The organism is Palleronia sp. LCG004 (assembly GCF_032931615.1).
Lineage (GTDB): Bacteria > Pseudomonadota > Alphaproteobacteria > Rhodobacterales > Rhodobacteraceae > Palleronia.
On sequence record NZ_CP136762.1, the window covers coordinates 130983 to 149579 of the forward strand.

17 protein-coding genes are annotated in these 18597 nt (G+C 68.5%); 15 read left to right on the forward strand and 2 right to left on the reverse strand.

Annotation, left to right across the window (positions count from 1 at the left end; genetic code table 11):
- Positions 1-42 precede the first annotated feature (42 nt).
- Complete coding sequence (locus tag RVY76_RS17925) at positions 43-942, reverse strand: LysR family transcriptional regulator (RefSeq protein WP_317377613.1); 900 nt, start codon at positions 940-942, stop codon at positions 43-45.
- Positions 943-1139: 197 nt separating this feature from the next.
- Between RVY76_RS17925 and RVY76_RS17930 the strand changes: the two genes are divergently transcribed.
- The 7 genes from RVY76_RS17930 to RVY76_RS17960 all read left to right on the forward strand — a co-directional run bounded on the left by RVY76_RS17930 (position 1140) and on the right by RVY76_RS17960 (position 9568).
- Positions 1140-2675 carry an ABC transporter substrate-binding protein gene (locus tag RVY76_RS17930; RefSeq protein WP_317377615.1) on the forward strand — a complete coding sequence of 512 codons (1536 nt, stop codon included), beginning with the start codon at positions 1140-1142 and terminating at the stop codon, positions 2673-2675.
- Between the two features lie 15 nt (positions 2676-2690).
- Positions 2691-3611 (forward strand): ABC transporter permease, encoded by a 921-nt coding sequence (locus RVY76_RS17935; protein WP_317377617.1) that lies wholly within the window; start codon positions 2691-2693, stop codon positions 3609-3611.
- A 2-nt stretch (positions 3612-3613) separates the two neighbouring features.
- Positions 3614-5593, forward strand: coding sequence for a dipeptide/oligopeptide/nickel ABC transporter permease/ATP-binding protein (locus RVY76_RS17940; RefSeq protein WP_317377619.1), 1980 nt, complete (start codon positions 3614-3616; stop codon positions 5591-5593).
- Positions 5590-6750: an ABC transporter ATP-binding protein gene (locus tag RVY76_RS17945; protein WP_317377621.1), complete on the forward strand. Its 1161-nt coding sequence runs from the start codon at positions 5590-5592 to the stop codon at positions 6748-6750. Before RVY76_RS17940 ends, RVY76_RS17945 begins: the two co-directional genes overlap by 4 nt.
- 4 nt (positions 6751-6754) lie before the next feature.
- Positions 6755-7963, forward strand: coding sequence for an FAD-binding oxidoreductase (locus RVY76_RS17950; RefSeq protein WP_317377623.1), 1209 nt, complete (start codon positions 6755-6757; stop codon positions 7961-7963).
- A 63-nt stretch (positions 7964-8026) separates the two neighbouring features.
- Positions 8027-8998, forward strand: a complete 972-nt coding sequence (locus RVY76_RS17955) for a succinylglutamate desuccinylase/aspartoacylase family protein (protein WP_317377625.1) — start codon at positions 8027-8029, stop codon at positions 8996-8998.
- A gap of 225 nt (positions 8999-9223) precedes the next feature.
- Positions 9224-9568: a RidA family protein gene (locus RVY76_RS17960; protein ID WP_317377627.1), complete on the forward strand. Its 345-nt coding sequence runs from the start codon at positions 9224-9226 to the stop codon at positions 9566-9568.
- 292 nt (positions 9569-9860) lie between these two features.
- Here RVY76_RS17960 and RVY76_RS17965 read toward each other — a convergent pair whose 3' ends face one another.
- Complete coding sequence (locus RVY76_RS17965; protein WP_317377629.1) at positions 9861-10796, reverse strand: LysR substrate-binding domain-containing protein; 936 nt, start codon at positions 10794-10796, stop codon at positions 9861-9863.
- Between the two features lie 116 nt (positions 10797-10912).
- Between RVY76_RS17965 and RVY76_RS17970 the strand changes: the two genes are divergently transcribed.
- From RVY76_RS17970 to RVY76_RS18005, 8 genes are all read left to right on the forward strand, one after another.
- Positions 10913-11935: an ABC transporter substrate-binding protein gene (locus RVY76_RS17970; RefSeq protein WP_317377631.1), complete on the forward strand. Its 1023-nt coding sequence runs from the start codon at positions 10913-10915 to the stop codon at positions 11933-11935.
- A 74-nt stretch (positions 11936-12009) separates the two neighbouring features.
- Positions 12010-13071, forward strand: a complete 1062-nt coding sequence (locus RVY76_RS17975) for an ABC transporter ATP-binding protein (RefSeq protein WP_317377632.1) — start codon at positions 12010-12012, stop codon at positions 13069-13071.
- On the forward strand, positions 13068-13913 hold the full coding sequence (locus tag RVY76_RS17980; RefSeq protein ID WP_317377634.1) for an ABC transporter permease: 846 nt from the start codon (positions 13068-13070) through the stop codon (positions 13911-13913). Before RVY76_RS17975 ends, RVY76_RS17980 begins: the two co-directional genes overlap by 4 nt.
- On the forward strand, positions 13910-14710 hold the full coding sequence (locus tag RVY76_RS17985; protein ID WP_317377635.1) for an ABC transporter permease: 801 nt from the start codon (positions 13910-13912) through the stop codon (positions 14708-14710). Before RVY76_RS17980 ends, RVY76_RS17985 begins: the two co-directional genes overlap by 4 nt.
- Positions 14707-15810: an FAD-dependent oxidoreductase gene (locus tag RVY76_RS17990; RefSeq protein WP_317377637.1), complete on the forward strand. Its 1104-nt coding sequence runs from the start codon at positions 14707-14709 to the stop codon at positions 15808-15810. The genes RVY76_RS17985 and RVY76_RS17990 overlap by 4 nt, the downstream gene beginning before the upstream one ends.
- Positions 15803-16114, forward strand: coding sequence for a (2Fe-2S)-binding protein (locus RVY76_RS17995; RefSeq protein WP_317377639.1), 312 nt, complete (start codon positions 15803-15805; stop codon positions 16112-16114). Before RVY76_RS17990 ends, RVY76_RS17995 begins: the two co-directional genes overlap by 8 nt.
- Complete coding sequence (locus RVY76_RS18000; RefSeq protein ID WP_317377641.1) at positions 16111-17484, forward strand: FAD/NAD(P)-binding oxidoreductase; 1374 nt, start codon at positions 16111-16113, stop codon at positions 17482-17484. Before RVY76_RS17995 ends, RVY76_RS18000 begins: the two co-directional genes overlap by 4 nt.
- On the forward strand, positions 17481-18596 hold the full coding sequence (locus RVY76_RS18005; protein ID WP_317377642.1) for an FAD-dependent oxidoreductase: 1116 nt from the start codon (positions 17481-17483) through the stop codon (positions 18594-18596). The genes RVY76_RS18000 and RVY76_RS18005 overlap by 4 nt, the downstream gene beginning before the upstream one ends.
- The last annotated feature ends 1 nt before the right edge of the window (position 18597 follow it).

The window sequence follows — 18597 nt, forward strand, 5'->3', positions numbered from 1 at the left end:
CGCGGCCGAAGGCGGGCGGGCCCCACCCGCCCGCGAAGGCCGTCACCGGTCCGGCACGAACTTGGCGGGGGCCCGCGAGAGGATGAGCTTGGTGAAATTCTGCATGATGAGATCCGCGGACCGGCGGCTGTTGCGCAGAAGGTAGATCGGCACGAGGAGGGCGGGGGAGAGCGGCCGGTAGACGAGATCGTCATGCGGCTGCGACCGCGCGGTCGCGCTGTCCACGATGCCGAGCGTTCCGCCCGACCGGACCAGCGAGCAGACCATCGCGCCGAGCGCCACCTCGAGCCTGGAGATGACGTTGACGCGGGCATCGCTCATCCGGCCCTCGAGGACGCGTCGCAGGTGATCGCCGTCGGAGAGCGATATCATGCGCTCTCCGTTGAGATCCTGGATGCGCAGGCGGTCCCGTGCGGCGAGGGGGTGGGTCCTCGGCATGACGATCAGGCCTTCGAGATCGAAGAGCTTGCGCCGGTTGACCGACGGGTCCTCGATCAGGGTCTGCGAGATCCCGACATCGACCTCGCCATTGGCGACGAGCTGCATCGTCGCGGGCGAGCTGGCGGCCACGAACTTGAGCGATGCGTCGGGATAGAGGCGCGTGAATTCGCCCGCGACGCAGGGCATCCAGCCGAGCGAGAGCGCCGGGATCGTCGCGACCACGAGGCGGCTGTGTCCCATCCGGCCGAGGCTGCGGGCGAAGCGCTCCATGCTGACGATGCCCGCGAAGGCGCGCTCCGCCTCGGCATAGAGGGCGCGGGCCTCCTGCGTCGGGACGAGGCCCTTGCTGCTTCGCTGGAAGAGGCTGAGGCCGAGCTCGGCCTCGAGAAGGCGGAGCGCCTTGCTCACCGCGGGTTGCGAAAGGCGCAGAGCCTCGGACGCGCGGGTCACGGAGCGTGTTTCCATCAGCGCCAGAAAGATCTCGACGTGCCGGACGTTCATGCGCGTCCCATAACCGGAAGTAATGGATAACGCAATTCTCGTGCGTTGACGCAAGGAGATGCCTTCGCGTTTCATCGACCTGCAACGGCACGCCGAAGATGCCCGCAAACCAACAGTCGAAACCGATTGCGTCAGTCCGGGCCGGGCCGTGTCAGGCCCCGGCGGACGCACGTGCAACAGAGAGGTTCACAAGGTCCATGTCCCATTTCCGCAAATCCCTCCTTCTATCGGCGAGCAGCCTGATCCTCGGGGCCCTTGCCGCGCAGGCGGCACCGTCGGGCACGCTCAGGATCGGCGTGGGCGCCGAGCCCGTGACCTTCGATCCGAGCTTCAACACGCTGCCGGTGGGCAACGCGGTGAACCTTCTGGTGATGGACGGGCTTTTCGAGGTCGATGCCGAGAGCCAGATCGTGCCCAACCTCGCGACGGACTGGGGGTTCTCGGAGGACGGCATGACCTTCTGGGTCACGGTCGAGACCGGGCGGACATTCTCGAACGGCAAGCCGCTCGACGCGGAGGCCATCGCGGCCTCGTTCAACCGGATGCTCGATCCCGAACTGAACTCTACCTATCTGGGTCTCTACGAGACGCTGGGCGAGGCGGTCGCCGTGGGCGAGGATCGCGTCGAATTCCACATGACCGAGCCCAACGGCCACGTCATGATGCTGCTGGCCAACACGGCCGCGTCGATCGTCGATGCCGAGGCGGCGGGCGAGATGGGGGCCGAGTTCGGCCGCACCCCCGTCGGCAGCGGCGCCTATGTCGTGGACGAGGTGATCGGCGGCGAACGCTTCGTCCTCGTCCCCAACGAAAGCTATGACGGAGACGAGCCTGCGACGCTCGAACGGATCGAGTTCATGGCGGTGCCCGAGGACGGCTCGCGCATGGCGCTGATCGAGACGGGCGAGCTCGACATCGTGGAACGCGTCCCGCCGGAGGCGATCGAGACGATCGACGCGCTCGGCGATGCGCATGTGATCAACCCGGCCTCGATGTTCTCGATCAACATGGAGCTGGTCATGCGCGGCCCGCTCGAGGATCCGAAGGTGCGCGAGGCGCTCAACCTCTCCATCGACCGCGAGGGGATCATCCAGGGCATTCTGGGCGGGCTCGGCACGCCGTCGGTTGGGATGCCGGGGCCGGGCACGCAGGAGGAACTGCGCGTGACCTACGATCCCATCCCCTTCGATCCCGACCGGGCGAAAGCCCTGCTGGAGGAGGCGGGATACGGCGAGGGCGAGCTGACGCTGCAGATGACGTGCCCGTCGGGCCGCTACATCAAGGACGCGCAGGTGTGCCAGGCGCTTGCCGGAAGCTGGCAGGCCATCGGGATCGACGCGCAGCCGCTGGTCAAGGATATCGGGTCGTGGTCGCAGACGATCAACGAGCCCCCCGAGAACCGGACCGACAACATGGGGATGGTGGGTCGCGCGACGGCGGGCATGGATTTCACGCTCTACCGGCTCTTCTATACCGGGGTGGGCGCGAACCGGACCGGGTTCTCGGACGCGCGGGTGGACGAGCTGCTGACCGAGGGGCGCGGCACCACCGACACGGACGCGCAGAAGGAGATCTACGGCGAGGTCCAGCAGATCGTCTGGGAGGAGCAGCCCTTCGTGTTCCTGTGGTACCAGACGCAGGCGCTCGGCGTCGGCGACGACGTGCAGAACCTGGCGGTGCGGCCGGACGAGACGCTGCTGCTCGACCGGGTCACGATCGCCAGCGACAGCTGAGCCACGGTGCGCGGCATGTATGCGATCAACAGGCTGGGCAGCGCGCTGCCCACACTCTTCGTCGTCTCGATCCTGGTGTTCGTCTTCATCGACATGATCCCGGGCGATCCCGCGCGGATGCTGGCCGGAAACATGGCGTCGGACGAACAGGTCGCGGACATGCGCGAGCGCATGGGGCTGAACGAGCCGGTCCTGCAACGCTACGGCGATTTCCTCAGGGGGATCGTCGATCCGGCGGTCGCGACCTCCTACCGGACGGGCCGTCCCGTCGCGGTCGAGATCGCCGAGCGCCTGCCCAACACGCTGATCCTGTCGGTGGGCGGATTGCTGGTCGGGCTGATCGTCGGAACGATCACCGGGGTCGCCTGCGCGTTGCGGCAGGGCAGCTGGTTCGACGCGGCCGTCACGGTGGTCACGCTGGCGGGGATCTCGATGCCGATCTACTGGCTGGGATTGCTCTGCATCTGGCTCTTCGCGGTCAATCTGGGGTGGTTGCCGGCGGCGGGCGCGGCATCGCCCTGGCATTTCCTGCTGCCGATCGTCGTGCTTGCCACGCGCCCCGCGGCGATGTTCAGCCGCATGGTGACGTCGAGCCTGCTCGACGTGATGGGGCGCGACTATCTCGACACGGCGCGCGCCAAGGGACTGACCGAGGCGCGGGTGATCGTCGCGCATGCCCTGCGCAACTCGCTCGTCGCGGCGGTCAGCGTGGCGGGGGTCCAGTTCGGCGCGATGCTGGGCGGGTCGGTCGTCACCGAGACGGTCTTCGGCATTCCGGGCGTGGGGCGGCTGCTCGTCGATGCGGTGGGGGCCGCGGATTACCCGATCATCCAGTACTCGATCCTGATGTTCGCGGTGTTCTTCGTGGTCATCAACCTCTGCACCGACCTTCTGACGCAATGGCTCGATCCGCGCACGCGCGAGAGCAGGGGGTGAGCATGACCGTATCCGCAAAGGCCGTCGCCTCGAGGCTCAACTTCCTGCGCCTGCCGATCGGCCGGCAGGCGGCCGGGCCGAGCGCGACATCGCGGCGCAACGTTCTGCGCCGTCTCGTGCGAGAGCCGAAGGGCCTGATCGGCCTGACGCTCGTCAGCCTCTATGCCGTGATGCTGGTCTTCGGGCCGTATCTCGCACCGCACGATCCCTATGCGCAGAATTTCGGCGCGACGCTGCAGGGGCCGTCGGCACAGCACTGGTTCGGCACCGACCAGCTCGGCCGCGACGTGCTGAGCCGGATCCTGACCGGCGCGCGCAGCTCGCTCGGCATCGGGATCGGGGGGGTCGCGATCGCCTTCGTGATCGGCGTGCCGCTCGGCATTCTGGCGGGCTATGTCCGCGGATGGCTCGACACGCTGGTGATGCGGGCGGCGGACGTGATGCTGAGCTTTCCCGACATCGTCTTCGCGCTGGCCGTGGTGGCGATCCTTGGCGCGACGACGCAGAACGTCATCATCGCCGTGGGGCTCGTCTCGATCCCGGTCTTCGCGCGAACCGCGCGGGCGGTCACCCGTTCGACCATGGCCGAGCCCTTTATCGAGGGGTCGGTATCGCTGGGATGTTCGCCCGCGCGGGTGATCTTTCTGCACATCCTGCCCAACATGTTCGGAATGCTCGCGACGCTGTCGAGCCTGCTCTTCGCCTCGACGCTGCTGGCGGCTTCGGGCCTCGGGTTTCTCGGGCTGGGGGTGCAGCCGCCCGAACCCGAATGGGGCACGATGCTGGGCGAAAGCCGGTCCTACATCCGCAGCCATCCCTATCTCGCCACGTTTCCGGGGCTGTTCCTGGCGGTGTCGGCGCTCGCCTTCAACCTGCTGGGCGAAGCGCTGCGCAACATCTACGACCCGACGGCCAATGCGACGCGGCGGGTGCGCCGCCGGACGCGGCGGTCGCAGGACACCCCCCGCAACGATGCGCGCGCCGCATCCGAGGCGGGGCCGATCGTCGATGCCGACGCGGTCGACGTGTCGTATCTCACCCAGGAGGGGCCGGTCGTCGCCGTCCGCGCGGTGAGCGCCACCCTGACCCAGGGGCGCACCCTGGCCGTCGTGGGCGAAAGCGGGTCGGGCAAGAGCACGTTCATGCGGGCCGTCGCGACGCTGCTGCCCGCGGGGCAGGCCGAGATCTCGGCGGGCGTGCTGCGCATCGCGGGGGACGACGTGTCCCGGCTGGGCGAGACCGCGATCCGCAAGCTCAGGCGCGAGCGTGTGGGCCTCGTCTTTCAGGACGCGGCGAGCGCGCTCAACCCCGTGATGACGGTCGGCGCGCAGCTCGACGAGGCGCTGTCGCGCGCGGGCCGGGGCCGTGTCGCGCCGTCGGAGCGGCGGGCGCGGGCGATCGCGCTGCTGCGCGACGTGCGTATCCCCGACGCCGAGTCCCGGCTGGGAATGTACCCGCACGAATTCTCGGGCGGGATGAAGCAGCGGATCGTCATCGCGCTCGCGCTGTCGCAGGATCCCGACATCCTGCTGGCCGACGAGCCGACATCGGCGCTCGACGTGACGATCCAGCAGCAGATCCTGACGCTGCTGCGGCAGCTTCAGCAGGAGCGCGGCATGGCGATGATGATCGTCACCCACGATCTGGGCCTCGTCACGCGGTATGCCGACGACGTGGCGGTCATGTATGCGGGCCGGGTGGTCGAGACGGGGCCGGTCGATGCGATCTTTGCCGACCCCCGCCACCCCTATACGCGCGCGCTGAGGGAATCCGCGCCGCGCCTCGTCAACACGACGGGCAGCCGCAGGCTCCGCGCGATCGGGGGCGAGCCGCCGATGATCGGCCGTCTGCCGAAGGGATGCGCGTTCGAGCCCAGATGCCCGCACGGGGCGGGGCGCGCGCGGTGCCGCGCGGAAGATCCCGCGCTGCGCCCCGTCGGCCCGGCCGCGGTGGCGTGCCATTTCGCCGAGGAGATCGGATGATGCGACAGGACGCGATGCAGGCCTCCCCGGCCGCGCGCACCGACGAGCCGGTGGTCGTGGTGAAGGATCTCTGCAAGGATTTCGGGCTTCACCGGGGGTGGTTCGCGACCTCGGCCCGGCAGAGCGTCCGGGCGGTCGACAAGGTCAGCTTCGAGGTCGCGCGCGGCAGCTGCTATGCGATCGTCGGCGAAAGCGGATCGGGAAAGAGCACGCTGGCGCGCGTTCTGGTGGGGCTGCTTGGCGCCACGGGCGGCGAGGTGCGGATCGACGGCGCGGATCTGGCGGAGATGTCGGACCGGGAGCGGCGCGCCATGCGCCAGCGCGTCCAGCTGGTGTTGCAGGACCCGCGCGCCTCGCTCGATCCGCGGATGCGGGTCGCGGCGGTCCTGAACGAGGCGCTCGTGGTGCACGGATTGCACCGGGGAGCGGCCGCGCGGCGGCGTCGGATCGAGGAGGTGATCGTGCAGGTGGGCCTCGGGCCCGCGCATCTCGACCGGTATCCCAACGAGCTGTCGGGAGGGCAGCGCCAGCGCGTCGCCATCGCCCGCGCGATCATCTGCGAGCCCGAGATCCTCGTCCTGGACGAGCCGGTCTCGGCGCTCGACGTGTCGGTCCAGGCGCAGATCATCAACCTGCTGCTCGACCTGCAGGCGGATCTGGGCCTGACCTATGTCATGATCACGCACGATCTGTCGCTGGTGGGCCACATGGCCGACATGGTGGGGGTCATGTATCTGGGCCAGTTCGTGGAGCAGGGTCCGGCGGCCCGCGTCTGCACCGCGCCGCGCCATCCCTATACCGCGAGCCTGCTGGCGGCGGTGCCCGAGGATCGCGACGCGACGGATGCCGGGCTGATGCCCGCGCTCGAAGGGGCGATCCCCTCGCCGGTCGCGATGCCGCGCGGCTGCGCGTTCCAGACACGCTGCCCGCGGGCCGACGACATCGTGCGGCGGAACCTTACCGCGACGGGCTGGTCGGGGCGGATCGCGAGGTCGGTCGACGGGCGCGACCTGCCGCGCCGCTGCGTCGAGGAGCGACCGCTGCCCGGGCCGGGGCGGAACGCGACGCTCTGCCATTTCCCGCTGGACCGAGCGGAAGGGCCGGGCGGACCCCGAGCCGAACCACATACCGAACATAGCCAGGAAAGAAGAAGGTAAGTTCATGTCAGATACGTCCAATGCATCGGATGTCGTCATCGTCGGTGGCGGGATCTACGGGACCTCGCTCGCCTATCGGATGGCCAGGGCCGGCCGCAGCGTGACGCTGCTCGAGAAGGGAGAGATCGCGAGCGGCGCGTCCGGGGGGCCGGGCGAACGGGGCGTCCGGGCGAACCGCCGCGACCTGCGCGAATTGCCCGTCATCGCCGAGGCGATGAAGCTCTGGGCCGAGGCGGAGGCCGAGCTGGAGGGCGGTGTCGGGTATCGCCGTCTGGGGTCGCTGCAGGTCTTCGACGTGCCCTACGGCCATCACCACCATGAGGTCATGGGCAAGATGCAGACCATGGCCGAGGTGCAGACCGCGCTCGGCACGCCATCCGAGATCCTCGACCGCGACGCGATGCTCGCCCGCGAGCCGCTGCTGAACGAGCGGCTGCTCGGGGCGCTCTATTGTCCCGATGACGGGGTCGGCAACCACACCTTCGCCACGCAGCAATTCGCCAAGGCGGCCGAAGCGGCGGGCGCGGTCATCCGCACCGGGGCCGAGGCGGTCGAGATCGCGACGCGCGGCGGCGAGGCGCGCGGCGTGGTCCTCGCCACGGGCGAGACGGTTCCGGTGGGCGGGCAGCTGGTCGTGCTGGCCAATCCGGGCGTCAAGGCGCTGCTCTCGCCGCATGACCCGCTGGTCGCGAATGCACCGATCTGGCACCTGATGCCGCAGATGATGTACGTGACGAACCCGCACGGCAAGTCGCTGAGGCATCTGCTGTCGCATGCCCATCGCAGGCTGGCCGTGAAGCAGATCGTCGACGGGACCATGATGCTTTCGGGCGGCGCGTCGGTGTCTTACACCGAGGAAGGCGCGTGGCGGGGGTCGCTGAGCTCCACCGCGCTGAACCTGACCGACGCGATCCAGACCCTGCCGTTCCTCGACGATTCGAGTTTCATCTCGGTCGATGCGTCGCGGGTCGAGGCGGTGACGCTCGACGGAATTCCCATCGTCGGCCAGCCGCAGGGCATGGCCAACGCCTATTACGGCTATGGCTGGTCGGGGCACGGCTTCGCCATCTCGCTGGGCTTCAGCAAGCTTTTCGAGGAATGGATGACCGGCGGCGAGAAACCCGCGATGCTCGACCCGTTCACGCCCGACCGTTTCATGGCGATGCCCGCAGCCGGCACGAAGGTCGCCGAGCGCACCGCCGCCTACGCATGAGGGTGGCCCGCCCGAGGGCGGGCCACTTTCGATCCATCACCCAAGACCAATGAGGCCGTTTCCGTGTCACTCGATTTCACCACTGCCCGGCAGGGCAAGCACTTCCAGGACCTTTCGCAATGGCTCGGGGTCGAGACCTCGGCGAGCGAATTCATCTGCACCATCGCGAATGGCGACGGACCGAACGTCGTCCTGCTGGGCGGCGTCCACGGCGACGAATACGAGGCGCAGATCGTCCTGCGCCGCCTGGCCGAGCGGCTCGACCCCGATCAGATCAGCGGGCGGCTGACGATCATCCCGTCGATCAATTTCCCGGCCAGCCAGGCGGGCGGCCGCATCTCGCGGGAGGACGGGCAGAACATGAACCGGGTCTTTCCCGGCAAGGAGGACGGCACGCCGACCGAGCGGCTCGCGCAGCTTTTCACCGACGTGATCCTGCCGGGGACCGACCTGCTCATCGACGCGCATGCGGGCGGCGAAGGGGTCACGGTCGTCCCGATGATCTTCGGCTTCAGCGGCGCGGGGTGCAGCTTCGACATGGCGCGCGTCACCGCGATCATGGAGAGCTGGGGCTACGGCATCGTGCAGCACGTGACCGGCGTCCCGAGCACGGCCTGCGGCATCGCGCTCGACCGGGAGGTCTCCTCGATCGAGATCGAGGGCGGGGGCGGCGGACGGCTCGATCCGCGCGAGGTGGAGATCATGGAGGCCGGCATCCTGCGCGGGCTCGCCGCGTCGGGCGTGATGACGCCGGTCCTGCCCGAGCTTCCGTTCCACGGCGTCCACGTGACCGCCGGCGACGAAAACAGGGTGCTGGCCCCGGAACCGGGCCTGATCGAGCATGTCGTGAGCCTTGGCGACATCGTCGCGGCAGGGCAGACGGTCGCGTTGCTTCACCCGATCGGGGGGGAGACCTCTGCGCCCAAGCCGCTTGCGAGTGCCGTTCCGGGGCTGGTCCTGCGCCAGTCGGATCAGGTCTTTGCGCAGCAGGGCGCGCTGGTGATGAACACCGGCACGATGCGCGGCGAGGGGTGATCCGGCCCTGACGCGGGAGCCGGCCTTGCGTTGCCGGGGGGCCGGTTCCCGCGTCGCTGCGCGACAGGCCGGGGGGCCGCGGCGATGCGGCACCCGACGGCAGACGCCATAACTTGGCGGAATGACCCCTGTCCCTAAAGCGATTTGCAAGAAACCCCGCCGCGCGGGAGCAATACGCAGACCCGGACGCGATCCGGGCGGAATTCCATTCAGAAAGGCTTCCCGATGATCGAGAGAAAAGTTCAGACCGCAATCCACCACCGGATCGCGATCCATAACGGGGTCGTGTATATCGGTGGCCTCGTCGCCAGCGACAAGTCCAAGGACATGGCCGGCCAGACCCAGGAGATCTGCGACAAGCTGGACGAACTTCTGGCCGAGGCGGGCACCTCGAAGGACAACATCCTGCAGGCTATGATCTATTCGTCGGATTTCAGCCAGAAGGACGCGCTGAACAAGGTCTGGACCGACTGGATCGCGCCCGAGCACCTGCCGACCCGCGCCTTCATCGGCGGCGCGGATCTGAGCGAGGGCATCCTCGTCGAGATCGTCGTCACCGCCGCTCTCTGAGTGTCGTGACGTGACTGCGGCACCGCCCGGGACCGGGCGGTGCCGTTCGCGTTTCCGGGGCCCGCGCGACGATGCAGGGCGCGGGGACGCGGGGTGTCGCGCGGACGGCGAGGGGGCATAACCACTGGGTTATGGGCCGCGATCTGTCGGACGAGGCCTTTCCCGGTTCAAAGCGCGATCCGCGCCCCGCGCCGCCGATGACAGCCGGTTCGTCGGCGTGTCGCGCACGTGACCCTCGGGCGCGATGGAAACCGCGTGTGCCAGAAACGGGATTTTCGGGACGGGCGGGCGGTCAGGCGGTCCCGCCCTCGCGGGGTTCGGGATAGAAATGCGCCTCGCTTTCGGCCAGGGCCGTCCGGAGGCGGGAGAGGAGATGTCCCGCGAGGTTCGACATCGGCTCCCACCGCGAGGCATAGAGCCAGACGGTCATGGTCAGCCGTTCCGCCAGCGGACGGAAGGCGACGCCGCGATCCTCCCATCCGATCGTGCTACAGCTCGGGACGAGGGCGATGCCGTGGCCCTCGGCCACCATGACGATGGCGGAATCGGCCATCTGGACCTCGATCCTGTGGCTCACCCGTGTTTCGGCACGGACGAAGGCCTCTCCCACGATGCGGAAGGATTGATCGTCGCGCCCGAGCGAGATAAGCCGCTCGCCCTCGAGCTGGGGGGTGTCCACGACGTCCTGAGCGCTCAGCGGATGATCCTCGGGCAGCGCGAGGACCATCGAGAACTCGGCGAAGGGCGAGCATTGCAGGCTCGTCTCCTGCGTGGGCAGAAGAGACAGCCCGAAATCCGCGGAGCGCGAGAGCATGGCCGAGACGATATCGGGCGAGTTCCGCGTCAGGAGCGTCATCTCGACCTCGGGGCGGGTATCGAGCATGCGGGCCGCCTCGCGCGGGAGGAAGCGCAGGGACAGGGCGGGGAAGGCCGCGACCGCGATCTCTCCGCGTTCGGCCTGGGCGATGGATCTCGTGATGCTGTCGACACGTTCGAGCCCGGTGATGAGGTTCTCGGTCTCGACGAAGAGGCGGCGCGCCTCGGGCGTGGGAAGAAGGCGGCCATGCGCGCGCGTGAAGAGCGCGAATCCACAGGAATGCTCGAAGGCGGAGACGAGCTTGCTGACGGCTGGCTGGCTCACGAAAAGCGCCTCGGCGGCCCGCGTGATCGAACCGCTGCGCATCACCGCGTTGAAAGCCTCGATCCGCCGGAAATTCGGACGACCCATGGAAACCCCATAACTTTGGGTTCAGACCCTCTTAACTTAAATCATTTGTCAAGAGGCGGGCACCCCCGAAAGGATTGAAGGACGACTTAGTCCAACGCCAAAAGGGAAACAAAAAAATGATCAGAACCTCATTGCTCACTGCGACGATGCTGACATGCGCGGCCGGCGCCCATGCCCAGGAGACGCTGACCGTCGGCGGCTACGGCGGTTCCTTCGAGACGCTGATGAAGGAGCTGATCATCCCGCAATTCGAGGAGGAGCACGACGTCACCATCGCGTTCGTTCCCGGCAACTCGACCGAGAACCTCGCGCGGCTTCAGGCGCAGAAATCGGCGCAGGAACTCGACGTGGTGATCCTCGACGACGGGCCGATGTACCAGGCCGACGCGCTGGGGTTCTGCGCGCCGCTGGAGGAGTCCGAGGTCAAGGGGGAGCTCTACGATCTGGCAAAGATCAGCGACAACGCGACCGGGATCGGCTTCGTCGCCACGGGCTTCGCCTACAACACCGAGTGGTTCGAGCGTGAAGGCTGGGAGCCGCCCTCGAGCTGGGAGGACCTGACCGACGAGAAGTATTCGGGCATCCTGTCGATCCCGCCGATCTCGAACACCTACGGGCTGCACACGCTGGTGATGATGGCGCGCATGAACGGCGGCGGCGAGGAGGACATCGATCCGGGCTTCACCGCCATGGCCGACGAGGTCGCGCCGAACGTCCTGGTGTTCGAGCCGTCCTCGGGGCGCATGTCCGAGCTCTTCCAGAGCGAGGAGATCGCGGTGTCGATCTGGGGATCGGGCCGGGTGAAATCGCTTGCCGATACCGGCTTCCCGGCGACCTTCGCCTATCCCGAGGAAGGTGCCGTGGCGCTCATGCTCGCGGCCTGCCCGGTCGTGGACAGCAACGTGCCCGAGGTGTCGCAGCAATTCATCGACTACCTGCTCGACCCCGAGATCCAGGTGAGGATCGCCGATGCCATGGGTGCGGGCCCGGTCAACAAGAACTCCGAACTGCCGCCCGAGCTGGCCGAGAGCCTGCCCTACGGCGACAAGATCGACGACCTGCTGGCGGTGGACTGGGACGTCATCAACCCCGCCCGCCAGGAATGGACCGCCCGCTTCGCCCGCGAAGTCGAGCGCTGAGCCGACGCGGAGCCGGCCTTCGGGGGCCGGCTTCGCACCCCCTTTCCAATCACCATTCGCTGCGGGGTAGGCACATGGCGCTTCTCGAACTTTCGTCCGTCACCAAGAAATACGGCGAGACACGCGCCGTCGACGATCTGAGCTTCGATATCGAACGGGGCAGCTTCGTCTCGCTTCTCGGGCCCTCGGGCTGCGGGAAGACGACGACGCTCCAGATGATCGCGGGCTTCGAGCCGGTCACATCGGGCGAGATCCGACTGAACGGGCGCGACCTGCTGGGAATCCCGGCCCGCAAGCGCGGGCTCGGCATCGTGTTCCAGACATACGCTCTCTTCATGCACATGACCGCGGCGCAGAACGTGGCATTCGGGCTCGAGATGCGGTCGATCGGCAAGACCGAGCGCCAGCGCCGGGTGAAGAATGCCCTGGACCTCGTCCATCTCAGCCACCTCGCCGACCGCTATCCGCGCGCCATGTCCGGCGGTCAGCGCCAGCGCGTCGCGCTTGCCCGCGCGCTGGTGATCGAGCCGGACCTGCTGCTGCTCGACGAGCCGCTGTCGAATCTCGATGCCAAGCTGCGCGAGGAGATGCAGCTCGAGCTGCGGCGCATCCAGCGCGATGCGGACGTCACGACGTTGATGGTCACCCACGACCAGGCCGAGGCGATGGCCCTGTCGGACCGCGTGGTGGTCATGAAGGACGGACGCCTCCAGCAGGATGCGGCGCCCTTCGACGTCTACGAGACGCCCACGACCTCGTTCGTGTCCTCCTTCCTCGGCAAGAGCAACAACGTGGACGCCACCCTGACCGGATCGACCCCGGCGGGCTCGACGATCGAGGCGGGGGGCATGCAGCTTGCCGGGCCGGCCACCGACCTCGCCCCCGGCCCCGTGGAGATCGCCCTGCGCCCCGAGCGCATCGAGGTGACGGACACGGACCCCATCATGAAGGGCAAGGTCCTCGAGCGCGTCTTCCTGGGCAACCAGTGGCTGATGCGGGTCGAGGCCCCGCTGGGAGACCTCCTGATCCTGCGCCGCAATGCCGGGCGCCGCGAGGCCGAGGTGGGCGACACCGTCGGGCTGGGCTGGAAGCCCGAGCATCTGCGCATCCTGCCGCGCCCGGAGGCCCCTCGATGAGCCGCCCCTATCTTCTGTCCGCCCCGGCGCTCGCGCTGTTCGGCGCGCTTCTCGTCGCGCCGCTGGCGATGACCTTCGTGCTCAGCCTCAACAGCTTCGACTTCTACGAGGGGATCAGCTCGACCTTCAGCCTCGCGAACTATGCCGAGGTGCTGGGCGACGCGTATTTCTACGAGATCTTCGGGCGCACCTTCGCCATCGCCCTCGTCACGACCGCGTTCTGCGCGTTGCTGGGGACGCCGCTGGCCTATTTCCTCATGCGGATGAACCCGTTCCCGCGCAGCATCATGGTGCTGATCGTGCTGGGTCCGCTGCTGATCTCGGTGGTGGTGCGGACGCTCGGCTGGGCGATCCTGCTGGGCAATCGCGGGGTCATCAACACGTTCCTCCTGGATTGGGGGCTGATCGAGCGACCGATCCGGATGATGTACACCTCGGGCGGCATCGTCGTGGCGCTGACCCATGTCTTCGTGCCGTTCATGGTGCTTGCGGTCTGGGCCGCGCTGCAGCGGCAGGATTCCGCGACGGAAGCGGCGGCCGAATCCCTCGGGGCGGGTCCGCTGACCGTGTTCCGCAGGATCGTCCTGCCGCAGGCGATGCCGGGCATCCTGTCGGGACCGCTGATCTGCTTCTCGCTCGCGGCCTCGGCCTTCGCGACCCCCGCGCTGCTCGGCGGGCGGCGGGTGAAGGTCGTGGCGACCACCGTCCATGACGAGTTCCTCAACACGCTCAACTGGCCTCTCGGGGCCGCCATCTCGATGCTGCTCCTCGTCTCGATCCTGACCGTCATGATCACGTGGAACCGTTACGTCGAGACCCGGGTCGGGAGGGCCTACGCATGAGACATAACGGAGTTCTCGCAAACCTCTACTGCATCCTCTTCGCGGTCTTCATGCTGGCCCCGATCGTCGTGGTGATCGGCGTGTCCTTCACGCCCACGGGCTTTCTCGAATTCCCGCCATCGGGCCTGTCGCTGCGCTGGTTCCGGGCGATCCTCGACAATCCCGACTTCATCGACGCGGCGATCCTGAGCCTGCAGCTCGCGGCGGCCTCGGCCACCATCTCGACGGTGCTGGCCGTGCCCGCGGCCCTGGCCATCGGGCAGGGCAAGTTCCCCGGCCGCGAGGCGCTGCTGGCGCTGCTGATGTCGCCCCTGATGGTGCCGACCGTCGTCCTCGGCATCGCGTTCCTGCGGTTCCTGACGCTCATCGGTCTGTCGGGCAGCTTCACCGGACTGATGCTGTGTCATGCCGTCGTGGTCATGCCCTTCGTGCTGCGCCTCGTCCTGGCGTCGATCGTGGGCCTCGACCGGTCGGTGGACCGGGCGGCGATCTCGCTCGGGGCGACGGACTGGGCGGTGTTCCGGCGCATCACGCTGCCCTCGATCCTGCCGGGCATCGTCGGTGGCTGGGTGCTGGCATTCATCACCAGCTTCGACGAGGTGACGGTGACGATCTTCATCGTGAACCCCTCGACCACCACGCTGCCGGTGCGTCTCTTCTCCTACATCGCCCAGACCACCGACCCGCTGGTGGCGTCGGTCTCGACCATGGCGATCCTCTTCACCGTCGTGCTGATGCTGGTCGTGGACCGGCTCTACGGGCTCGACCGACTTCTTATCGGGGAGGGCAAGCGATGAGCGCCCATGTGATCGTGATCGGCGGGGGCCTCGTGGGGTCCGCAGTGGCCTTCGGCCTTCTGGGCGAGGGGCAGGACGTGACCATCCTCGACGAGGGGGACATCGCGCTTCGGGCGAGCCGGGGGAATTTCGGGCTCGTCTGGGTGCAGTCCAAGGGCGACGGCATGCCCGAATACGCCCAGTGGACCCGGCGTTCGGCCGATCTCTGGTCGGGCTTCGCGGAGGAGCTGGCGGACGAGAGCGGCGTGGAAACCGGCTATGCCAAGCCCGGCGGGATGCACCTGTTGCTGTCGGAGGAGGCGCTGGAGGCCCGGCGCGATCTCAACAACCGGATGCACAACGTGAACGGGGCCGCGGGCTACGGGGCCGAGATCCTCGACCGCAAGGCGCTGCTGGAGGTGCTGCCGGGCATCGGCCCCGACGTGGTGGGGGGAAGCTATTCGCCCCATGACGGGCATACCAATCCGCTGCGCACCCTGCGCGGTCTGCACGGCGCGATCGCGCGGCGCGGCGGGCGTTACATCTCGGGCGCGGGGGCGCAGTCGATCACCCGCGACGGCGAGGGCTACGCGGTCGAGACACCGAAGGGCACGTTCCGCGGCGACCGCGTGGTGCTGGCGGCAGGTCACGGGAACAAGTGGCTCGGGCCCGATGTCGGGCTCGACATTCCGCTGCGGCCGCAGAAGGGGCAGATCCTCGTCTCGGAGAGGACCGCGCCGTTCCTGCCCATGCCCACCCATGTCGTCCGCCAGACCGACGAAGGGTCGGTCATGTTCGGCGACAGCCACGAGGATACGGGCTACGGCGATACCAGCTCCACCGACGTGATCCGCGACCTTTCGGCCAACGCGATCCGCTGCTTTCCGCATCTCGCCTCGCTCAGGATCGTGCGGAGCTGGGGTGCCGTCCGGGTGCTGAGCACCGACGGCTTCCCGATCTACCAGGAAAGCGAAAGCCATCCCGGCGTGTTCTCCGTCAATTGCCATTCGGGCGTGACCCTTGCCGCCGCGCATGCGCTCGAACTCGCTCCCATGATCGCCGCGGGGGCACTCTCCCCCGAGCTCGGCGTCTTCTCTGCAAAGAGGTTCTCCCATGACTGATCCCTCCCCCAGACGTCTCGACGAGAGCGGCGCCCCCGTCCGGTTCGAGTTCGAGGGCCGCGAAATCGTCGCCCGCGAAGGCGACAGCGTCGCGCTGGCGCTCGCGGCATCGGGTATCCGCCACCTGCGCGATTCCGTCGTCTCGGGCGATCCGCGCGGGATGTACTGCATGATGGGCACGTGCTTCGACTGCCTGGTGGAGATCGACGGCCAGCCCAACCGGCAGGCCTGCATGACCCCGGTGAGCGAGGGGCTGAACGTGCGCATCCAGCGCGGTGCCCCGGTCGTGGGAGAAAGCGCATGAAGACGGTCGACCTTCTCGTGATCGGTGCCGGCCCCGCCGGCATGTCCGCTGCCACCGAGGCGACCGCGCAGGGGCTTTCCACCCTCGTCATGGACGAGCAGACCGCGCCGGGCGGCCAGATCTATCGCTCGGTCGAGGGGGCGGCCCGCGATCGCCTCGGCATCCTCGGCGAGGACTACGCCAAGGGCGGCGAGATCGCCCGCGCCTTCCGCGAGAGCGGTGCCGACTACATGACCGGCGCGCTGGTCTGGAACATCGGAACCGACCGCGTGGTCGATTACAGCCGGAACGGCCGGTCGGGGCAGATCCGGGCCGGCAGCATCCTGGTGGCCACGGGCGCCGTCGAGCGCCCGGTCCCGATCCCCGGCTGGACGCTTCCGGGCGTGACGACCGCGGGGGCCATGCAGATCATGCTGAAATCGGGCGGCGTCGTCTTCGAGAACGCCGTCCTCATGGGGTCGGGCCCGCTGCTGTGGCTTCTGGCCGCGCAGATGGTCGATGCGGGCTGTCCGCCCCGCGCCGTGATCGAGAACCTGCCGAAAGGTCGCCTGATGGAGGCCGCCCGGAAGCTGAAGGGCACCTGGGCGGGCCGCGGCTATCTCAGGAAGGGCGCGCAGCTCATGTGGAAGGTGCGCCGCGCGGGGGTGGAGGTCCATTCCAGTGCCACGGATCTGCGCGTCGAGGGCGAGGGGCAGGCCGAGGCGGTCGCATTCCGCAAGGGCGGGACCGAGCACAGGATCGAGACGGCGAGCGTCGCGCTGCATCAGGGGGTCGTTCCCAACCAGCAGATCACCCGCCTTCTGCGCGCCGATCATGTCTGGGACGCGAACCAGCATGCGTTCCGGCCCGTGCTGGACGAGACGGGTCGCACCAGTGTCGAGTGGCTCTGGGTCGCGGGTGACGGGGGCGGCATCTTCGGCGCGGCCTCGGCCGCGTTGCAGGGCCGTGTCGCCGCGCTCGCGATTGCGGGAAAGACGGGGAATGCCGCGCGCCTGCAGGACGAGCTCAGACGCGACGGGGCCGTGCGGCCCTTTCTCGAGGCGCTCTATGCGCCCGCGCCGGACGTGCTGCGTCCGAAGGACGAGACGATCGTCTGCCGTTGCGAGGAGGTGACCGCCGGGCAGATCCGGAAGGCGACCGAGCAGGGCGCGCCCGGCCCCAATCAGGTCAAGTCGCTCCTGCGGACGGGCATGGGGCCGTGCCAGGGGCGGGTCTGCGGCCTTGCCGTGGCGCAGATCGTGGCCGACACGCAGGGCGTGACGCCCGCGGGCGACGCCTATTTCCGCATCCGTCCGCCGCTGAAGCCGATCCCGCTGTCGGAGCTCGCCAATTTCGTCGTCGATGACGAGGAGGAGGAGGTGGCCGAATGAGCCGCTCCGCCGACCTCGTCGTCATCGGCGGCGGCATCCACGGCTGCGCCGCGGCGCTGTTCTGCGCCAAGCGCGGTCTGAAGGTGATCCTGCTCGAGAAGGAGACGATCGCGCGCCATGCCTCCGGCGCGAATGCGGGCGGGGTCCGGCGGCTGGGCCGGCACCTTGCCGAGGTGCCGATCTCGGTCCGGTCCATGGCGCTCTGGCATCGCATCGGAGAGATCCTCGACGACGATACCGGCTTTTCCGTCGCGCCGCAGATCAAGGTGGCCGAGACCGAGGCCGAGCTGGACACCCTGCGCGCCCGCGTTCGGGAGCTGAACGGGATGGGGTTCTTTCACGAGGTGATCCTCGAAAGGGCCGAGCTGCGCGCGCATCTGCCCGCCGTGGCCGACCATGCCGTGGGCGGGCTGGCCGTGCTCGACGACGGGTTCGCCCAGCCCTTCTGGACCACGTTCGCCTTTGCCAACCAGGCCCGGCGCGAGGGTGTCGACATTCGCGAGAACCACGAATCGACGCGGATCGAGCGGAAGGACGGGGCATGGCATGTCGAGGCGAACGGCGAGACCTTCGTCGCGCCGAAGCTGCTGAACACCGCCGGGGCATGGGGCGGACGCCTGGCCGAGAGCCTCGGGGAGCGCGCGCCGCTGGAGCCCGTCGCGCCCATGATGATCGTCACCGGGCGCCTGCCGCATTTCTGCGATGCGGTCGTGGGGGCCGCGGGCCGGCCGCTCAGCTTCAAGCAGATGCCGAACGGAACCTGCGTGATCGGGGGCGGACGCCGCGGCCGTGCCGATGCGGGATCGGGATTGTCGGAGATTCTTTTCCCCGAGCTGAGACGCACCGCCGAGACGGCCATGTCGCTTTTCCCGATCATGCGGGGGGCGTCGATCGTGCGCAGCTGGTCGGGGGTGGAGGGGCGGATGCCCGACGACATTCCCGTCATCGGACCCTCGACGCGTCACGAGGGGCTTTACCACGCTTTCGGCTATTCGGCCCACGGCTTCCAGATGGGGCCGGGGGTCGGCGAATTGATGGCCGAGCTCATCTCGACCGGGGCGACGCAATCGCCGATCGCGCCGTTCTCCATCGGACGGTTCGCCCAAGGCTGAG